Below are 18,117 nucleotides of genomic sequence, written 5' to 3' on the forward strand. Positions count from 1 at the left end.
GACCACACATATACCTACAAGGAGGACAACAAATGACAACTGGGAAAACCTCAAGAGTAGCGCTGGTTACCGGCGGAACCAGAGGAATCGGAGAAGCGATTTGCAAGGCACTCGTTGGTCAGGGCTATCAGGTCGTGACGACGTTCAGAAATGCAGACCGCAAACCACAGGCTTTGGAATGGCAAAACCGCCTCGCCGCAGAAGGTCTGGAAATCGACCTGGTGCAAATGGATGTTGCGGATACCCAGAGCTGTGAAACGGCTGCCAACGAACTGCTGGGCCGTTACGGTCGACTGGATGTGTTGGTTAATAACGCTGGCATTACGCGGGATTCGGTCATGAAGAAAATGCCAGTTGAGGCGTGGCGAGAAGTGATTCACACCAATCTCGACAGCGTCTTCAATGTAACCCATTGCTTCCTGGATACGCTCATCGCCCAGAATTATGGTCGCGTCATCAACATTTCGTCCATCAACGCGCAAAAAGGCCAATTTGGCCAGGTGAATTATTCCGCCGCCAAAGCCGGCATTCATGGCTTCACCAAGGCTCTGGCCCAGGAAACCGCTCGCAAAGGCATTACAGTGAACACCGTGTCGCCCGGTTACGTTGAGACCGACATGGTTCTGGCTATTGATGAAAAAATTCGCGAGCAAATAAAAGCGCAGATTCCAGTTGGGCGATTCGGTCAGCCCGATGAGATTGCCAGAGTAGTGTCCTTTCTGGCTGATGAACAGTCCTCGTTCATTACCGGTGCAGATTTTTCGATTAACGGTGGCATGTTCATGCATTGATGGCGGACCGCATCGTCAGATCGGCAAGCGCCCGGGCAAGCATCTCGACTACAGGTTTAATCAGACCTTAATGGTTGCACGCTAGAGTCTGGATTCCACTTCAACGAAGAGTAGTTCCCCATGTCTGGCGATTCTTCCCTGTTGGTCGAAAAGTTATGGCGATTAAAACGTCGTATCGATAAAGGTGCCTGCCCCGGCGTCGAATTCGTTCACCTTAATACGCTCCTCAGAGAGCCCGCGTATCGGGCGGATGTGCTCAGGAGGGTTGAGTTATCTGGTACGCCGGAACTCAAGGCGCTCGCCAGGGAGATCCAACTCAACGACGACGGGCAACCGCTGATGGCGAAAGAAACCACTGCCCGCTTTGAAGCAACAGAGGAACCTCGTATTGCTCAAAAGAGCTGGCTGCGACGCAACTCTCTCATTGTTTTCCCGATGCTTGCCATTGGTTCAACTGCGGTCGGGTTCACTGCATTTGAAGATCGTTCTGTACGCGTTGATTCTGACATTCTGGTTGATACCACATGGGAATCTGGCAAGCGTTACATCCTTGAGAAAACTATTTACGTTGAGAACTCCAATCTCAACATTGAACCGGGTGTCACCATTGAGGGTGAACACGGGTCAGCACTTGTCGTGACTGCAGATTCAAAGCTTTTCTCCAGAGGCTCATCGGACAAGCCGATTGTATTTACGAGTGCCCAGACTGAGGGCAACCGGGCGCGTGGCGACTGGGGCGGTGTTGTTTTGCTTGGCAAGGCGCCGGTGAACCAGCCCGGAGCCTCCATCGAAGGTCTTCCTGAAGGTGAGACACGGGGCGCATTTGGCGGTACCAACGCCGAAGATTCCTGTGGGGTTGTAGAATTTACCCGCATCGAATTCGCTGGCTTCGAAGTCTACAAAGACAACGAACTGAACGGTCTGACGCTCGGCGGCTGTGGAAGCAACACGATTGTCAGAAATGTGCAGGTTCACCGTTCTCTCGACGATGGCATTGAGATGTTTGGCGGCAATGTCGATCTCAAAAACATCGTCATCACCGGTGCAGGAGACGACAGCATTGACTGGGACTGGGGCTGGACCGGAAACGTCCAGTTCGCTGTTATCCAGCAGCATCCTGATGCCGGCGACAACGCGTTTGAGGGTGATAACAACGGTAATGATCACGAGGCAATGCCCCGCTCGGAACCCACCTTTTACAATGTCACGCTTGTGGGCGGCGGCAACAGCCAGAAGAAACATCGCGGCATGGTGCTGCGCGAGGGTTCAGGTGGCCATTTTCACAATATGCTGATCGACAGCTACGCAATTGAGGCTATCGATACCCGCGACAACGTGCTTTCGCTGGTCAACCGCGACAGGCTGACATTTGGCAACAACCTGTTGACCAACCTCGGACATCTGGGCCAAGTCACCCGAGAATCCGGCAAGGATGACGATGACTTTGGCTTCAGCGAGCAAGACTGGATGGAAGAGCCACGGAATCACAATGTATTCCGTGTAGAAACGGCCCTGTTCCCAAACGCCAAAGATCTCACCAACCCGGTTTTCATGCCCAGGGTCCAGCTTCGGCAAATGAACGCGACACGCCCGCCACAAAGTGAATTCTTTGATGAGTCGGCCAACTTTGTCGGTGCTGTGAGTCCGGTATCCGCCCAGAGCTGGCTAGACGGTTGGACTGACTTCCCTGCAAATTAATCATCAGGACGAGTTCTCGGGCCATGGACGGCCCATTCAGAGCTGGTGGCTATATGACCGTAACATTGGAGTTTCTCGGAACAGGAGGCGCGCACAGTGAGGACCTGGGAAGCTCAAGCGCGAAGATCTGCTTGCCCAATCACCAATCGATGCTCATCGATTTCGGCCCAGACACGTTCTTTGCGGTAAAAGAACGAAAACTCCAGTTCGATGCAATATTCCTGACCCACGCCCATCTTGACCATGTTGGTGGCCTCGAACGCTTGTTCTTTAACATCGCTTTCAAAGAGCAACGCTCAATAAAACTCTTTATACCTGTCGGCCTTGTAACCCGATTGCATCAGATATTCGGTTCGGCCGGCTCCCAGGTTGCGGAGGGCGGTATGAATTTTTGGGACAGCTTTCAGCTGATCCCAGTCAGCGATGCGTTTTATTTTGGAGGTTACCGTTTCAATGTCTTCCCAGTGCGGCATCACTTTCCTGGCGAGGCATTCGGTTTGGCTTTGCCCGGTTGTTTCGTTTACACCGGCGATACTCGGCCCATTCCCGAACAGCTCGTCGCTCATGCAGGACGGGGGGAGTTAATCTTTCATGATGCTACAACTGCAACAAACCCGGCCCACTCAGCATTGAACGATCTTAAGAGGGAATATGCTCTGCATAATGTTCTTGAGCGATTGATTCTTTATCATTTTGACAGTGCTGCTGAGCGTCAGTTCGCAGAAGGTCAAGGATGGAGAACTGCAAGGCTTGGTGTGATTTATCAGTTCGGATACAACCAAGGCTTCGCGGGTTCCGCAGAGTCAACTGACGAACAGAAGGCTGCGGAGGAATTGTCAGCAAACGTGCATTGATATCTTCCCGCACTCTTTGATCAGCTCCAGTCCTGGGTCAATTTGAGCATCTGGTTCTTGTAGGGGGCGATCGTCTCAAGCAAAACGTTGGAGCGGGCAAACCAACTGCGAGCCCAAGCGATTTCGTTCTCCGCTTCATCATAAATGGTCGACTCAATGGTCCATTGGTGCAACCCGGAGTGTATGACTCGGGCAACAGTTGCAACGCGGCTTTCCCAGAGGGCCTGGAACGGCTGCAATTCAAACTTGTCACATTTAGCCAGCAGCGAGGTTTCCTGGGTATTGGCGGCTAGCTGGGAGGCATCGTGCAACAGTTGAAAGACAACAGATTCCTTGACTACTCCCCATGGGGTGTTGGAAAAGGGCGTGAGACGTACGGAAATCGAGCAATAGCCGTATTCCAGCTCAACGCTGGGACAGAATCCAGGCATCGGAGGTTGATGACAAGTACAGGGAGGTTAATGCTTTAAAATGGCGGTTTCGCTTGCTCACTGAGATCTCTCCCTTAATCTGTAACGCCCGATAAACATGGCATTTCAGGGATTGAATCAGGACCCTTCGTCTACATCGGGAAAAGTTGAGGCATTTGGTCTCCCGAGCACAAGTGTGACTGCAATTGCGACCGAGAGTAGATTCATAACACTCCTGTAAGCTCTAGGATCCTCTAATAGTATTTCAGTGTTGAGACAATCGATCCGCAACACTGTTCATTGAAGCGAGGTAAAGTCATGCGGTACAGACTCAGTCCTAACGGAAATTTTGCGAAGCAGATGAGACGGCTGATTCGTTCGATCAATGACGACATCGCTCTCTCACTTCTCCGAGCGTGCCGGGAGCCTGAAACTGGCGTTCACGAGGCCCGGAAAGGATGCAAGGAAATTCGCGCAATACTGCGGCTCGTCAAGCCCCATGTGGATAAGGCGGACTTCAGCGATAATCAGTCATTCTACAAAGCAGTCTCGGGCAAACTAGCGGGTAACCGGGATGCGCTCGTCAGGACAAAAACCTGGAACGCTCTCGTAGCTGAAACATCGCATTTGGGAGCTACGCCTGCGGATACAGTTACTCGCTTTTTATCAGCACAAGCCCAACTCGATCCCCTGTCGGAAAAAGGCAGCGACTTTTTCGTAGATCTTGCTTTGGAAGTCGATTCAAACAGCAAATCGCCGAAAGATTGGAGTCTTCCAGAGTCCCTTTCCGATCTTGTCCCAAATCTTAAAAGAATCTATGAGAAAGCCCGTAAAGCAGAAAAGAAAGCCCGCGAATCGGATGATATCGAGGACTTTCATGAGTTTAGAAAACGGTCCAAGGACCTTTTTTATTGCTTGAGAGTTCTTCGACCGATGTTCGGAAAGGGTCTCAAATCAAAAGTGTCACAACTTGAGATTCTCACTGAGACTCAGGGTAACGCGAACGATTTTGCGGTATTGATGGATTATCTCATAGAGCATCGAGAGGCCCTGGACCTTGCTGAAAAGGATTTTGAGCCCATAAAACATGAAATTCAGAAGGAACTGGACAAATTACAGAACCGTGCACATAGAGAGGCGAAAAAACTTCTTTCTGAATCTTCGAGCTCCTTCATCAAACTGTTATAAGTTCAGAGTATGCCTGACTAGACAACACTGAGGATCTAGTCATGCCCGCACAACCACAGACCAAGGCACTTATTGGATACTCGTTTTTGATCGGCTTTGCCAATGATCATGTTTTTGATGCCAAAGAACTGATTACTCTGGAAGCGCTAGCGCGTGCACAAGGGCAGGTAGATGGATCACAGGTACTTGCACTTCGCGCGCTGCTGGATCGCCTGGAGGCGTTGAACTTGCCGATGAGTATTCGCTTGGAGATTGATCAATTTCGGGAAATCAACAACATTTAGCCGGTTGCCACGACTTTAATGATCTTAATCAATGAGGATCCGGTGCGCATTGGTCACAATGACTATGAAATGGCTAATTTTCATACAAAATGAGAATGGGTTTAGGCCTTTCCCCGCGGTAAAACCGGTCTATTATTGAGCGGTAATTTGCAAAGTGACAGCTTAGTGCCTGAAATGGAGTCCCCACTCATGAACCCAGATCTTCTTGCCCTTGCACTGATGAACGACCCCAATTGTACTCTTCAGACAGTTTACGACGAGCGGACTGACACGTCTGATCCCGACGAAACGCGCGCCTCTTTCGAAATGGTGGCAGATGATGGTGAGTTGATTGGTTACATCAAAACCTGGCATGACGACGATTACGCCGGTTTCGTCCACTTTGATGCGGAGTGCAACGTTGTAGACTGGAAGACGTTTGCAAAAGGTAGCGCACCCAAGCGGTACAAAGTCACGAGATTGTCATAGAAGGCAGTTATTCTTCTGCGCTGTGGATTAGCGTCATCGTGTTTTTCCACCAGTGGATCTTCATTGCCGGGAGCGTCGTTTCCCGGTTTTTTCTGTCATGGTATCCGTAGTGCGAAATTCCACTAAGGTGTACAGAAGGGCCCAGGCGTGGATTCTTTGAACAGCCTCAAGTCTGAATTTCTCTCCTCCACTGCGGGTTTACGGTTCCGTCCGAGTGTCGAGATTACGTCTGGTCATTGTTCTCTATCGATACATCTTTCGCCTTTCTCTCTCTCACCATCCCGGAGTCTGTCAACGTAGATGTCGCGTTTAAGTCATCAGCTCTTTAACAATTGGCCGCCTTTTCCGGGTTCAGAGTGACTGATTCCGGCAAGCTGAAGTTTCGGATATCACCAGACCAGCGACGCGGGTTCTCGGCTTTCGCCGCTTCGATAATCTGTTTTCGCTGGGCCAGGATCTGATCAGCTTCGCCCGTATGGCGTTGCTGAGGTGTTACGTAGTTCAAGGCGCTGTGTCGGTGCTCGGTGTTGTACCAGCGCACGAACGCCAGTACCCATTTGCGGGCCTCCTCGATCGTTCTGAAGCCGTTTACCGGGAACCCCGGGCGGAACTTCAGGGTTTTGAACAACGACTCCGAGTAGGCATTGTCGTTACTGACCCGGGGGCGACTGTTCGAGGGCGTAATACCCAGATCGTACAGTTTCTCCAAGAAGGTCGAGGCCTTCATGGGGCTGCCATTGTCGGAGTGCAGCACTAGAGGCTTGTCCTTCGTCGCCAGGTGTTCACGCCAGTAGGCCTTCTCGATGAACTCGCTGGCAAGCTCGCCGGTCTCACTGTGATAGACCTCGTGACCGACGATCTTGCGGCTGTATACGTCCAGCATCAGATACAGGTAGAACCAGGTGCCTTTTGCTGGCCCCGGCAGCCATGAGATATCCCACGACCACAGCTGGTTCGGTTCTGTGGCCTTGTGTGTAGTTGCCCTGCGCTTGCTCTGGGGCGCTTTTTGCCGACCTCTGGGGTGTACTTGATCCTTCTCCCGCAGAACCCGATAGAAGGTGGATTCCGAGGCCAGGTAGCGACCCTGATCCAGTTGATCCGCAACGATGAAGGCCGGCGGACAGCTTCGATATTCCTTCTGGTTGCACAGTGAGACCACGGCCTGACGCTCCGCCTCCGAGAGTTTATTGGTGGGTGCTGGTCTGGGCACCACCGGTCGTTGATCGGCGCTGACGGCCTTATCTGCCGTCCAGCGCTGATAAGTGCGTATACTCAGGTTCAGCAAGGCGCAGGCCTTGACCAGCCGGGCTCCGTTACCCTGAGCCTCTTGGATCAGGGTAACCGCCTGCTGGCGATCCGGGAGGCTGGTCATTCGTCCTCGTCTTTGGGGCCCCAGATCGCCTCGGCTTTTTTTGACAGCGTCAGCAGTGCAGCCGTTTCTGCCAGAGCTTTTTCCTTGCGTCGCAACTCGGCTTCGAGTTTTTTGACTCGTTTTTTCTCAGCCCTGGCCGCTTGCCGATTCTGCTTGGCCTGTTCATCCGACAGGGCATTGGCTCCCATGCAGGCGGCTTTCCAGGTTTCGATTTGTTCCGGGTAAAGGCCGTTCCTACGGCAATATTCACTAACTTCCGCCTCCGTCATCGGGGCGGTTTCCAGAACAATGCGGAACTTCTCTTCGCTACTCCACTTGTCTGGATGAGCTGAATTCGATGGCAAAACGGCACCTCGTCCTCTGGCGGCTTTACGCCAATTGTACAAGGTTGCGGTACTGATGCCTTCCTGGCTGGCCAACTCGGCAACAGTCAGACTGTGAGGTGGGGCCATCTTCTGGAGAATGGCTTCTTTACGTTCCGGTGAATAATGGGGCATGGTTGTCCTCTGAAATATTCAGGCGACAACTACGCTGACACATAGGGATCCGGCCTCATTCTCGATTCAACGATCTTTCAGCTTCTGTTCAACGCAGCCTCTCTCAGCGCGAACACCGTCGTTCCGGAAGGCGAGGTGAGCTGTATCGAGTTTGAGTTGCCGCCCGCGCCTCCGTCGTGTTGTTCCACGGCTGTTGCTGTTGCCGATGTTGTACAGGCTGATCCTCATCAGATCTTTGTGACTGCAAGCCTTTATGGAGACCTCGATTTTGAGATTGCCTACGCTGTCGGCAAATTCCAAACTCTTGAGAGACCTTACACGCAGGGTATGCTGAGTTCAGACCAGGCCTGCGTATTCCAGACCAAGGTTGCCACTGATTCCAGACGAAGCCTGCCACCCATTCCACGCGAAAGCTGCCACTGATTCCACGGCAAAGCTGCCACCCTGGCAGGCTGCCTGACTCGCCCCATCGAAGCCGCGTGACGCGGGATAACTTAACGGTACTCTGATCCTTTTCATCCGGAGAAGGTCAGATGCCCGCGAAGAGGTTATCCATGCGCAAGATCAAAGATGTCCTCCGTCTCAAATGGGACAGAGAACTGAGTAACCGCCAGATTGCGGCGGTCTGCGGCGTCAGCCGCCCCACTGTGAGCGAATACCTGCGCCGCACGGTTGAGGCCGGTCTGAGCTGGCCATTGCCAGCGGATCTGGACGAGGCCCATCTGGAGCAGTTGCTGTTCCCGCAGCCACCGGATCTGCCGGCACAGGCCAGGGGCATCCCCGACTGGCAGCACATCCGTGACGAACTCGCGGGCAAGAATGTCACCCTGTTCCTGCTCTGGCAGGAGTACCGACAAGCCAACCCGGACGGCTATCAGTACAGCTGGTTCTGCGAGCACTACCGGGCTTGGCGGGGCAAGCTGGACCTGGTGATGCGCCAGGACCACCGGGCCGGTGAGAAGCTGTTCGTGGACTATGCCGGCCAGGCCGTGCCCGTCATTGACCGCACCACCGGAGAGATCCACGAGGCGCAGGTCTTTGTCGCGGTGATGGGCGCATCCAATTACACCTACGCCGAAGCCACCTGGAGCCAGACATTGCCGGACTGGATCGGCTCTCACACCCGGGCCTTCCAGTATCTGAATGGAGTTCCGGAATTAGTGGTCCCCGACAATTTAAAATCGGGTGTTACCAAGGCTCACCGGTACGAGCCGGACCTCAATCCAACCTATCAGGACATGGCCGCCCATTATGGGGTCGCCATTGTTCCTACCCGCGCCCGTAAGCCCCGCGACAAGGCCAAGGTGGAGGGTGGTGTATTGATCGTTGAGCGCTGGATCCTGGCGGCCTTGCGCCATCACCAGCACTTCTCCCTGGGGCAACTCAACGCCACCATCCGTGAGCTGTTGGAGAAGCTCAACAGCCGCCCCTTCCGCAAGTTACCCGGCTGCCGGCGCGACCACTTCGAACAGTTGGATAAACCGGTTTTACAGCCATTGCCGGTAGAGCCGTATGTCTACGCCGAGTGGAAGAAGGCCCGGGTCCACATCGACTACCACGTCGCCATCGACAGGCATTACTACTCGGTGCCCTACACCCTGATCAAGAAAGAGGTGGAGGTTCGCATCACTCACAACACCATCGAATGCTTTTACCGGGGCAACCGGATCGCCAGCCACCGGCGCTCCGACCAGAAGGGACGGCACACCACCATCGCCGCGCACATGCCCGAATCCCATCGCCAGGCGGGCGAGTGGTCGCCGGAAAGGCTGATCGGCTGGGCCGCCAAGACCGGACCGGCGACGGAGAAGCTTATCCGCACCGCACTGGGTGCCCGCAAACACCCACAGCAGGCGTACCGCTCCTGTCTGGGCATTCTCCGGTTGGGGCAGAGCTACGGCGAGTCGCGGCTGGAAGCCGCCTGCCAACGCGCCCTGATGCTGGGCAGTTGCCGGTACAAGAGCATTGAATCCATCCTCAAACACCGTCTGGATCAGCAGCCTCTGGAAGAGCAACAGGAACTGGCTTTACCGGACACTCACGACAACATCCGTGGCCCCGCCTACTACCACTGAAGGAACCTGACATGTTGAAACATCCCACACTGGATAAACTCCACGCCCTCAAACTGGCCGGCATGGCCGCCGCCCTGGCGGATCAGTCGACCATCCCCGACATCACCGATCTGAGCTTCGAGGAACGCCTCGGGCTACTCGTGGATCGGGAAATGACCGAGCGAGATAACCGACGCATGACCAGCCGGCTGCGCCGGGCCAAGCTGCGACACACGGCCATTCTCGAAGACCTGGACTACCGGAACTCACGGGGCCTGGATAAAGGGCTGGTCCAGTCACTGGCCGGTTGCCAATGGGTGAAGGAACATCTGAACGTGCTCATCACCGGCCCCACCGGGGTCGGCAAAACCTGGCTGGCCTGTGCTCTGGCGCACAAAGCCTGCCGGGAGGGTTACACCGCCCAGTACGTCCGCCTGACCCGACTGCTGCGGGAGCTGACCATTGCCAAGGGAGATGGCCAGTACGCCAAGCTCCTGACCAACCTCGCCAAAGTGGATGTGCTGATCCTGGATGACTGGGGGCTCATGAAGCTGAGCGCAGAGAACCGAAGAGACTTGCTGGAGGTGCTGGAAGACCGCCATGGCAGACGCTCCACCATCGCCACTAGGAGTCTGCGCGGCAGAAGCTACATTCTGGCACAATAGATCAAAATTCTTCAGCAACAGGATGACTGATGGGAACCACTTTCCGCCCGTATTCGCCTGGCCAGGAACTGCTTCTTCCCCCGAGCCTGAACGAGTGGCTGCCTGAGGGGCATCTGGCCTATTTTGTCAGTGATGTCGTCGAGGAGCTGGATTTAAGCGCGTTTTATGCCCGCTACGAAGGCAACGGCCGACGCAACTCGCCCTTCGATCCACGAATGATGCTGAAGGTTCTGATCTACGCCTACGCCACCGGCGTTTTCTCTTCACGCAAGATCGCCCGGAAGCTGGAAGAAGACGTGGCCTTCCGGGTTCTGGCGGCAGGCAACTTCCCCAGGCATCGCACGATCTGTGATTTCCGCAAACACCATTTGGTTGCCTTCAAGGCCGTGTTTATTCAGGTGGTCCGGATTGCCCGGGAAGCGGAGCTGATCACGCTGGGAACACTGGCGATTGATGGCACCAAGGTTCGGGCTAATGCCAGCAAGCACAAGGCCATGAGCTATGGCCGCATGGGCGAGGAAGACGATCGTTTATCGAAAGAGATCGATGCACTTTGTCGTCAGGCGCGTCAGACAGACCAGTCGGAAGACCGACAGTTCGGCCCGGATAACCGGGGTGATGAACTGCCTGAAGAGCTTCAGTACCGGCAGGCGCGGCTGGACAAGATTCGTGCCGCCAAAGAGAAATTGGAAGCAGACCAGAAAGAGCGGGACAAGGCCCGGGGTCGGTCCCCGGACGATGATCGGCGCTCACCTCGCGGGGGCCCGAACTTCAAGCGGGATTATGGGGTTCCGGATGACAAGGATCAGAGCAATTTTACCGATCCGCAAAGCCGGATTATGAAAACGGCGGACGGGTTCCAGCAATGCTACAACGGCCAGTTGGCCGTGGATGGTGAATTCCAGCTGATTGTCGCCAACCACCTGGGCAATAATCCCAGTGACAATGGCTGTCTGATACCACTGCTGGATCAGGCAAAAGACACTCTGGAAACCTATCCGGATCAGTGTCTGGCTGACGCGGGTTACCGTAAAGAAGAAGATCTACAGACCCTGGAAGACAAAAGCATCGACGGCTATGTCTCGCTGCGCCGGGAGGGCAAGAAGAGTTCAGAGATAGACGCGAGCCGTTATCCGGCCAGCGCCCGGATGGCCGGGAAGCTGGCCACGGCAACCGGGCGATCGGTTTACGCTCAGCGCAAGCATCTGGTTGAGGCGGTCAACGGCTGGATCAAGCATGTTCTGGGCTTCCGACAGTTCAGTCTGCGGGGCCTTCACGCCGTGCAGGGTGAATGGGATCTGGTCTGTCTGTCGCTTAATCTCAGGCGGATGAGTTCACTGATGAGGCTGAAATAGAGGGTCCGAGGGATCCTTGGGCGTACTGAGTGATCGGACTACGATAACGCATTCGCTGATAACCGTCTTGACTGACTGAATAGAGAGAATCGAGACTCTATTCGGCTGGATATTGTGGATACGTTCTCGGGCCGAACTGTGATTCGACGCGGCGGGGTCACTTGCTCAAAATACTTCTGCCGCGCAGACCCCTAGCCAACTGCCCATGGATCAATGGCATGACGTGATCGGTGACGCCACTCTGGCAGACGCCATTCTGGATCGGCTCGTACACAACGCCTACAAGATCAATCTGCGGGGCGAATCCATGCGAAAACAGCAGGCAAAGTTGACGAGCACTGAGACTTCGGAGTAAGAAGAGAAACCCCGCGTCGCTACGCTCCGATGGGTGGCAGCCTTGCTCCGGTCCGGGTGGCAGGCTTCACGTGGAATGGGTGGCAACCTTCAGCGGTTTACGCACAGGCCAGCCCAGAAGGCTTCACCTCCGCATTTGACATCGTTCGGCCTTGAGATTCTGGAAACGCTACTGCACTGGCACTATTTCCGTAACCAAATCGTCATTCTCTGCCTTCACACTACCTGCTCTCTCGAAGATCAGATGCTGATCTTATTGTCCGGCTTCCTGGACTGGAGCCGGTTTTTTCTTTCCCCACAGTGCTTTTCACGATCCCGAAACAAAGGATTGCTTGAATAGTCGCGTTGAAAGGAAAATCCGTTAAACACCGTATTTAGGGTGATGCGCTCAGGATGAGCCCTCTGAAGCAGATTTATCTGCGCGTCGTTTCAACGAGGGCATATATGTCAATCATGGAAAACGCGATCGAAGGTGTGGAAGCCCGTGTCCTTTGGTCCTGTAAGCAGAGATGTGTAGAGCTATTGGAACTAGGCTTCAAGGAGGTGAGTGGCTTCTTCAAGCCATTCCGGTACGAAGTTCACATTAAAGGAGAAAGTTCACTTTTCCGTAGCACGAGTGAACACGCTGCCAGGCACTACCTGACAATGCTATTGGGGGATCCGATAGACGAGCTTGAGCATTGCTCCGGCTAAACTACTCGAACGATACGGTCTTCCGCCTTTCTGTTCTTCAGGAAAAATTCCAGCCCTTTAGTTAGCGACACATCGTGACGCCTGCTACTTGCTCAAAAAATGCCCAATTGTCGCAAGACTGACATATTTCTCTGGGATGCTGAAAGTGAGGACGGACTAAGCCACTGTTCTTGAATCCAAGCGTTGCTCATCTGATTGCCGGGCGTGACACTCCCGGCTTTTTTGTGCCTTTGACGCCATCAGCTAAGCTTTTGAAAAAATCGTTTACAGTTGCTCATGATGGACAAGCTCTCGGAAATCCTCCATCTCACCATCTGCTACCTTTTTCAGGATGACTCGTAGTATCAGGTTGGCAACTGGATGTTCGGAAACAAAACAATTGGATTCAAAAGGAGCAGGACTGATCATGAAGACCATGAAAACAATAGCGGCAGTGGCAACCTTCTCACTCACTCTGGCAAGCACGCAGGTACTGGCAGAAATGCAAACTGAGACCGTCGAGTACAAGATCGGCGAAACCACCTTCACCGGTTATATGGCCTGGGACGACGAATTTGAAGAAAAGCGCCCGGGTGTTCTGGTGGTCCACGAATGGTGGGGCCACAATGAATTCGCTCGGGAGCAGGCAGAGCGGCTTGCGACCTCTGGCTACACGGCGTTTGCCCTCGATATGTATGGCTCCGGCAAGCTGGCGGACCACCCTGATACCGCCCAGAAGTTCATGCAGGAAGCGACCAAGGACATGGATCAGGTGAAGGCGCGCTTCATGAAGGCGATGGAGATCCTGCAAAACCATGAAAGCGTTGATGCGTCCCGCATTGCTGCACAAGGCTACTGTTTCGGCGGCGCGGTGGTCCTGAATATGGCACGTATGGGCGTGGATCTGGACGGCGTCGTCAGCTACCACGGTGCGCTTGGCAGCCCCATAACCGCCGAAGCCGGAACAGTGAAGGCCAGGGTTCAGGTGTACACCGGTGGTGCCGACAAGATGGTTCCCTCGGACCAGGTCGCCGGCCTGGTGAAGGAGATGCAGGATGCAGAAGTCGATCTCACCCTGGTGAGCTTTCCCGGCGTGCTGCACTCATTCACCAATCCTGGCGCTGACAAGGTCGCCGAGGAGTTCGGCATGCCGATAGGTTATGACGAAGAGGCCGCCACCCGTTCCTGGGAGGGAACCATGCGTTTCTACGAGGCTATTTTCGCCCGGTAACACCGTGCGCTGAACACCGGAACCCGGCCTGGCGGCCGGGTTCTTCTGCTTCAGAGGGACGACGCAATACTGTTGCGAACGTCTGTCATCAGATCATCCAGCGGCAAAGCCCCGGACGCCATCGGGGGATGAATGACGATTTCAATGTCACCGCTGCTGAAGGCAGCACTTCCCTTGGGCAATCGCTGGTGGGACCCACAGATGGTGACGGGAAGAATCGGAAGCTCGCCATCCTGTGCAATGACGAAACCACCCTTCTTGAAGGGTAGTAATTTGCCATCCCACGAACGGGTTCCTTCCGGGAAAATCAGAATGCCGGTGCCGTCCGGGAGCTGGCCGACACCCCGCTTGATGCTCTCCAGTGCATCACTGCCTTTCGAACGATCGATAAACAAATTCCGCGAGGCTTCCAGTGCCAATCCGAACAGGGGCACCTTGCGCAACTCTTTCTTGATCACCCACCGATATTGCAGACCAAGGGCGAGCACCAGCGCCGGGGGATCAAGATAGGAGGCATGGTTGCTCAGAATGACATATCGCTGACCGGGCTCGATGTTTTCCCTGCCACGAACCTTGAGGCGGATACCGCAGACTTTCAGGATAATCCATGCATAGATCTGGGTGCCGTGGAACGCCGCATCCCCTCGCTTCCCCAAAAGGGCCGCAATAACAATCGGGAAGAACAGAATCAGGGTGAGCAGTATGGCCCAGAACAGGATCCAGGCGGCCTTGAGCAGTCGGAGCATGTAATGATTCCTGGAGATCTCGACTTCCGGTTAAACGAGCAGCAGGTCGGTAAAGATTACACAATGATGGGAAAATGACAAAAGCGTGCCACCTTGCCAGGCGTTTTTCAGCCATTAAAAAAGGCAGCCGAAGCTGCCTTTTTGGCGGTTATTGCCGAATCCATCAGGGATTACAGGGCAACAACGTTCTCCGCCTGAGGACCTTTCTGGCCCTGGGTAACGGTGAACTCAACCTGCTGGCCTTCTGCCAGAGTTTTGAAACCGCTGCCCTGAATAGCGCTGTAGTGAACAAAAACGTCCGGGCCGCCTTCACGAGTGATAAAGCCAAAGCCTTTTGCTTCGTTGAAGAACTTAACAGTACCGGTAGTAGTAGACATACTTAAACTTCCTGAAATCAATCATATTATCTGCCGCCTCGCACCTTCATGGTGTCAGGTCAGCGTTTTGCGGAAATACAGAACTCGCGGAATCAAAAACAGGACGGTCACTACTAACTGCGGAGGTACGTCTTATTCATGAAATGCTTTACTGAATCTTTCCTACGCCCTTCACTCTACTCCTGAATCCGAAGCTTGCCAAGGGTATTTTCGAGAATTTGTGTAGGTAGTGGTACCCATCATCCCTTCACCAGGCCAAAGGTGTAAATTCCCAGTGCAGTCATGAGGATGGAGCCGACAACGTGGGCCAGAATACCGGTGATGGCCATGGCCCATTTTCCGTCCTGGATTGCAGCAAACATCTCGAGTGAAAACGTCGAAAAGGTGGTCAGCGCACCGCACAATCCGGTTATGGCAAAGAGCCGCCACTCCGGTGCCAGCGTGGTGCCATGGCTGAAGTAACCGATCAGCAGCCCGATCAGCCAACCACCACTTAGGTTGGCAACCAGCGTTCCGTAAGGAACGGCATGGTATGTCGTGTTCAACCACAACCCCAGAGCCCAACGAAGGTTGGCGCCGATAACGGCGCCAACACTCACAGCAACGAACGACAACCACATGTCAGGGCTGTCTCCTGTCAGGCAGGGTTGTGATCAATCACTGTCTCCTTGTTGCGCGCAAACTCATCAAACGGGAAGTCATCGACCGTCAGCATCTCAAGTACAACGGTCTCATACTGGCGCATGAAATCGGCCTCTTCCTTGGTATAGATACCAGCCTTCAGGGCCGCCTCAAACCGCTCTTCCGGATGCAAGGCGGTCATCGGCAATTCACCCTTGGCGTAGGCCTTGGTCGCTTTCCGGTATAGCTGTTCTGCCTTGTCGTAGTCCTTGAGCAGACCGTTGTAGCGAGCCACCGGATTCTCCACGGTACCCTCGCCATTGGTATGCCAGATGCTGGCAATCAGCTTGTTGCGGATAGGCGTGTCTGTGGAGATTGCACGAGCCAACTTGCGCGCAAGGTCGTCCTGCGGACTACCCCAGCGACGGCCGAGCGGCATCGTGACGCCCCGCAGAACCAGCGCCACGGCACGATTCGGCAGGTTCTGGAGGAACTCATCCAGGGCGTTTTCAGTGCGATGCAGCAGCATGCCCAGGCTGTACTCCATTACTTCCTTCTCACCCTCTACCGGCTGAGTCTCGTGCCAGTTCTTGAGGACCATGGAAGCCAGGTACAGGTTGGACAGCATATCCCCCAGCCGTGCAGAGATAAGCTCCCGCATTTTCAGTTCGCTGCCAAGCGTGGTCATCGCGGCATCCGAGCACAGACCAAAGGCCGCACTGAAGCGGGCCACGGCCTGCGCGTACTTGCGACTGGCACTGTCAAACGGCACATCTGCCCGTCCAAGACCCAGAGCCTGGGTGAAGGCGCGGGCGGCATTGCCGAAAATCAGCCCGGCGTGGCCGAAGAACGCATCGTCAAACGCATTGATATCATCGTTGTCCTTGGCCGCCAGCTCCTTGAGCACATACGGATGGCAGCGAATGGCGCCCTGACCGAAGATCATCAGGCTGCGGGTCATGATGTTGGCACCCTCAACAGTGATCGAGACAGCGGCACCGCTGTAGCCTATGCCCAGGTAGTTACGCGGGCCAAGCGTGACGGTCTTGCCACCGTGAACGTCCATGGCATCGGTCAATACACCGCGCTGGAACTCGGTAAGGTGGTATTTAAGGATGGCAGACGGCACTGCCGGCTTCTCACCTTTATCAATCATATTGGCAGTGTGGTTTACAGCTGCCTGAGAGATATAGGTCTTGGCGGCGATTCGGGCCAGAGGCTCCTGCACACCCTCCATATCAGCAACCGGCGTATTGAACTGACGGCGGATACGGGTGAAACCACCAGCGGTGCCAACGGCCGACGCAGCCGCACCGGCCGCACCGGAGGGCAGGGTGATGCAGCGACCCACCGACAGGCACTCAACCAGCATACGCCAGCCCTGACCGGCCATATCCACGCCACCGATGATGTAGTCCAGCGGAATGAAGACGTCTTTACCCTTGATCGGGCCATTCAGGAACGGGCTGCCAATCGGGCAATGACGACGGCCGATCTCCATGCCTTTGGTGTCCCTGGGGATCAGTGCGCAGGTAATACCATAGTCTTCGGTTTCGCCCAGGAGCCCGTCCGGATCGAACATGCGGAAGGCAAGGCCAACAACCGTTGCGATGGGCGCCAGGGTGATCCAGCGCTTCTCGAAATTCAGCCGGATACCGACAACTTCCTTGCCATCGACTTTCTGTTTGCAAACGATACCGGTGTCCGGAAGCGACGTCGCATCTGAACCAGCCCTTGGGCCCGTCAGACCAAAGCAAGGAATTTCACGACCGTCTGCAAGCCTTGGCAGGTAATGGTTTTTCTGCTCCTCGGTGCCGTACTTGACGAGCAGCTCGCCAGGACCAAGGGAATTGGGTACGCCCACAGACACCATGAGCGTCTCGTTGGATGCCAGTTTTTGCAGAACTGCAGACTGCGCCTTGGCAGAGAATTCGAGGCCACCGTATTCCTTGGGAATGATCATCCCGAAGAAACCTTCCTTCTTGAGGAAGTCCCACAGCTCTTCGGGCAGATCAGCCCGCTCGACCGCCACGTCCCAGGTGTTACACATGGAAATTGCCTGGACACACTGATTGTCGACGAAGGCCTGTTCTTCCTCGCTCAGGCCGGTATTGCGGTTGATCAGCAGGTTGTGCCAGTCAGGCCGACCAGTGAACAGTTCACCGTCCCAGCCGACCGTACCGGCTTCGAGAGCCACTTTCTCAGTCTCGGAAACCTTCGGTGCGACCTTCTTGAACATCGCGAAAATGCGGGGTGTCAGCCAGCTTTGGCGAAACCCGGGGAGGCCGGCAGCAGCTGTTAGGGCGGCACCAATAAACAAAACCAGGGCCAGCAAACCAGAGGCAAAAATCAGCGACAGCAGGCCGGTAACGGCCATTACGCCAATCGCGGACGTTGCACCAGACTCGCGCCGCATCACAATCAGCAGGCCAGCCAGTGCCACTACAAACAGTATGAAAGTCATCATAGGTTCTCTCTGT

At 54.8% G+C, this 18,117-nt stretch carries 15 protein-coding genes and 2 pseudogenes; 11 read left to right on the top strand and 6 right to left on the bottom strand.

Annotation, left to right across the window (positions count from 1 at the left end; translation table 11 throughout):
- Window positions 1-32: 32 nt before the first annotated feature.
- The 3 genes from phbB to ACGK9W_RS14965 all read left to right on the top strand — a co-directional run bounded on the left by phbB (window position 33) and on the right by ACGK9W_RS14965 (window position 3,343).
- Window positions 33-791 carry an acetoacetyl-CoA reductase gene (gene phbB, locus ACGK9W_RS14955; protein WP_008173585.1) on the top strand — a complete coding sequence of 253 codons (759 nt, stop codon included), beginning with the start codon at window positions 33-35 and terminating at the stop codon, window positions 789-791.
- A 120-nt stretch (window positions 792-911) separates the two neighbouring features.
- Window positions 912-2,489: a hypothetical protein gene (locus tag ACGK9W_RS14960; protein WP_008173586.1), complete on the top strand. Its 1,578-nt coding sequence runs from the start codon at window positions 912-914 to the stop codon at window positions 2,487-2,489.
- 53 nt (window positions 2,490-2,542) lie between these two features.
- Window positions 2,543-3,343: an MBL fold metallo-hydrolase gene (locus ACGK9W_RS14965; RefSeq protein WP_008173589.1), complete on the top strand. Its 801-nt coding sequence runs from the start codon at window positions 2,543-2,545 to the stop codon at window positions 3,341-3,343.
- Between the two features lie 20 nt (window positions 3,344-3,363).
- Here ACGK9W_RS14965 and ACGK9W_RS14970 read toward each other — a convergent pair whose 3' ends face one another.
- Window positions 3,364-3,774: a hypothetical protein gene (locus tag ACGK9W_RS14970; protein ID WP_139043669.1), complete on the bottom strand. Its 411-nt coding sequence runs from the start codon at window positions 3,772-3,774 to the stop codon at window positions 3,364-3,366.
- 339 nt (window positions 3,775-4,113) lie between these two features.
- On the opposite strand from ACGK9W_RS14970, the gene ACGK9W_RS14975 reads away from it, so the two are divergent.
- The 3 genes from ACGK9W_RS14975 to ACGK9W_RS14985 all read left to right on the top strand — a co-directional run bounded on the left by ACGK9W_RS14975 (window position 4,114) and on the right by ACGK9W_RS14985 (window position 5,693).
- The gene (locus tag ACGK9W_RS14975) at window positions 4,114-4,941 is read left to right on the top strand and encodes a CHAD domain-containing protein (RefSeq protein ID WP_405417342.1); all 828 of its coding nucleotides are present in this window, start codon (window positions 4,114-4,116) and stop codon (window positions 4,939-4,941) included.
- A 41-nt stretch (window positions 4,942-4,982) separates the two neighbouring features.
- Window positions 4,983-5,225, top strand: a complete 243-nt coding sequence (locus tag ACGK9W_RS14980) for a hypothetical protein (protein WP_008171491.1) — start codon at window positions 4,983-4,985, stop codon at window positions 5,223-5,225.
- Between the two features lie 189 nt (window positions 5,226-5,414).
- Complete coding sequence (locus ACGK9W_RS14985; protein ID WP_008171489.1) at window positions 5,415-5,693, top strand: hypothetical protein; 279 nt, start codon at window positions 5,415-5,417, stop codon at window positions 5,691-5,693.
- Window positions 5,694-6,018: 325 nt separating this feature from the next.
- Here the strand turns inward: ACGK9W_RS14985 and ACGK9W_RS14990 are convergent.
- Window positions 6,019-7,562, bottom strand: a protein-coding gene (locus ACGK9W_RS14990; protein WP_085986444.1) for an IS3 family transposase whose coding sequence is annotated in 2 segments (ribosomal slippage) — window positions 6,019-7,091 and window positions 7,091-7,562 — 1,545 coding nt in all. Because the reading frame shifts where the segments join, the coding sequence is not laid out codon by codon here.
- Window positions 7,563-8,095: 533 nt separating this feature from the next.
- Here ACGK9W_RS14990 and istA point away from each other — a divergent pair.
- From istA to ACGK9W_RS15015, 5 genes and pseudogenes are all read left to right on the top strand, one after another.
- Window positions 8,096-9,637, top strand: a complete 1,542-nt coding sequence (istA, locus tag ACGK9W_RS14995; RefSeq protein WP_008172940.1) for an IS21 family transposase — start codon at window positions 8,096-8,098, stop codon at window positions 9,635-9,637.
- 11 nt (window positions 9,638-9,648) lie between these two features.
- Window positions 9,649-10,251, top strand: a pseudogene (gene istB / locus ACGK9W_RS15000) (IS21-like element helper ATPase IstB); the annotation flags it as partial.
- Between the two features lie 59 nt (window positions 10,252-10,310).
- Window positions 10,311-11,636 carry an IS1182 family transposase gene (locus ACGK9W_RS15005; protein ID WP_053112091.1) on the top strand — a complete coding sequence of 442 codons (1,326 nt, stop codon included), beginning with the start codon at window positions 10,311-10,313 and terminating at the stop codon, window positions 11,634-11,636.
- 193 nt (window positions 11,637-11,829) lie between these two features.
- Window positions 11,830-11,991 (top strand): annotated as a pseudogene (locus ACGK9W_RS15010) (ATP-binding protein); the annotation flags it as partial.
- 1,098 nt (window positions 11,992-13,089) lie between these two features.
- Complete coding sequence (locus tag ACGK9W_RS15015; protein ID WP_039881979.1) at window positions 13,090-13,893, top strand: dienelactone hydrolase family protein; 804 nt, start codon at window positions 13,090-13,092, stop codon at window positions 13,891-13,893.
- 50 nt (window positions 13,894-13,943) lie between these two features.
- Here the strand turns inward: ACGK9W_RS15015 and ACGK9W_RS15020 are convergent, their stop codons facing one another.
- From ACGK9W_RS15020 to ACGK9W_RS15035, 4 genes are all read right to left on the bottom strand, one after another.
- A complete protein-coding gene (locus ACGK9W_RS15020; RefSeq protein ID WP_008172949.1) occupies window positions 13,944-14,639 on the bottom strand; it encodes a lysophospholipid acyltransferase family protein in 696 nt (231 codons plus the stop codon).
- A gap of 170 nt (window positions 14,640-14,809) precedes the next feature.
- Complete coding sequence (locus ACGK9W_RS15025; RefSeq protein WP_008172950.1) at window positions 14,810-15,016, bottom strand: cold-shock protein; 207 nt, start codon at window positions 15,014-15,016, stop codon at window positions 14,810-14,812.
- A gap of 239 nt (window positions 15,017-15,255) precedes the next feature.
- Window positions 15,256-15,636, bottom strand: coding sequence for a fluoride efflux transporter CrcB (gene crcB, locus ACGK9W_RS15030; protein ID WP_008172952.1), 381 nt, complete (start codon window positions 15,634-15,636; stop codon window positions 15,256-15,258).
- Window positions 15,637-15,653: 17 nt separating this feature from the next.
- Entirely contained in the window at window positions 15,654-18,104 is a 2,451-nt protein-coding gene (locus tag ACGK9W_RS15035) for an acyl-CoA dehydrogenase (protein WP_008172955.1), read from the bottom strand.
- Between the last annotated feature and the right edge of the window lie 13 nt (window positions 18,105-18,117).

It is taken from the genome of Marinobacter flavimaris (assembly GCF_045057155.1).
Classification (GTDB): Bacteria; Pseudomonadota; Gammaproteobacteria; order Pseudomonadales; family Oleiphilaceae; genus Marinobacter; species Marinobacter manganoxydans.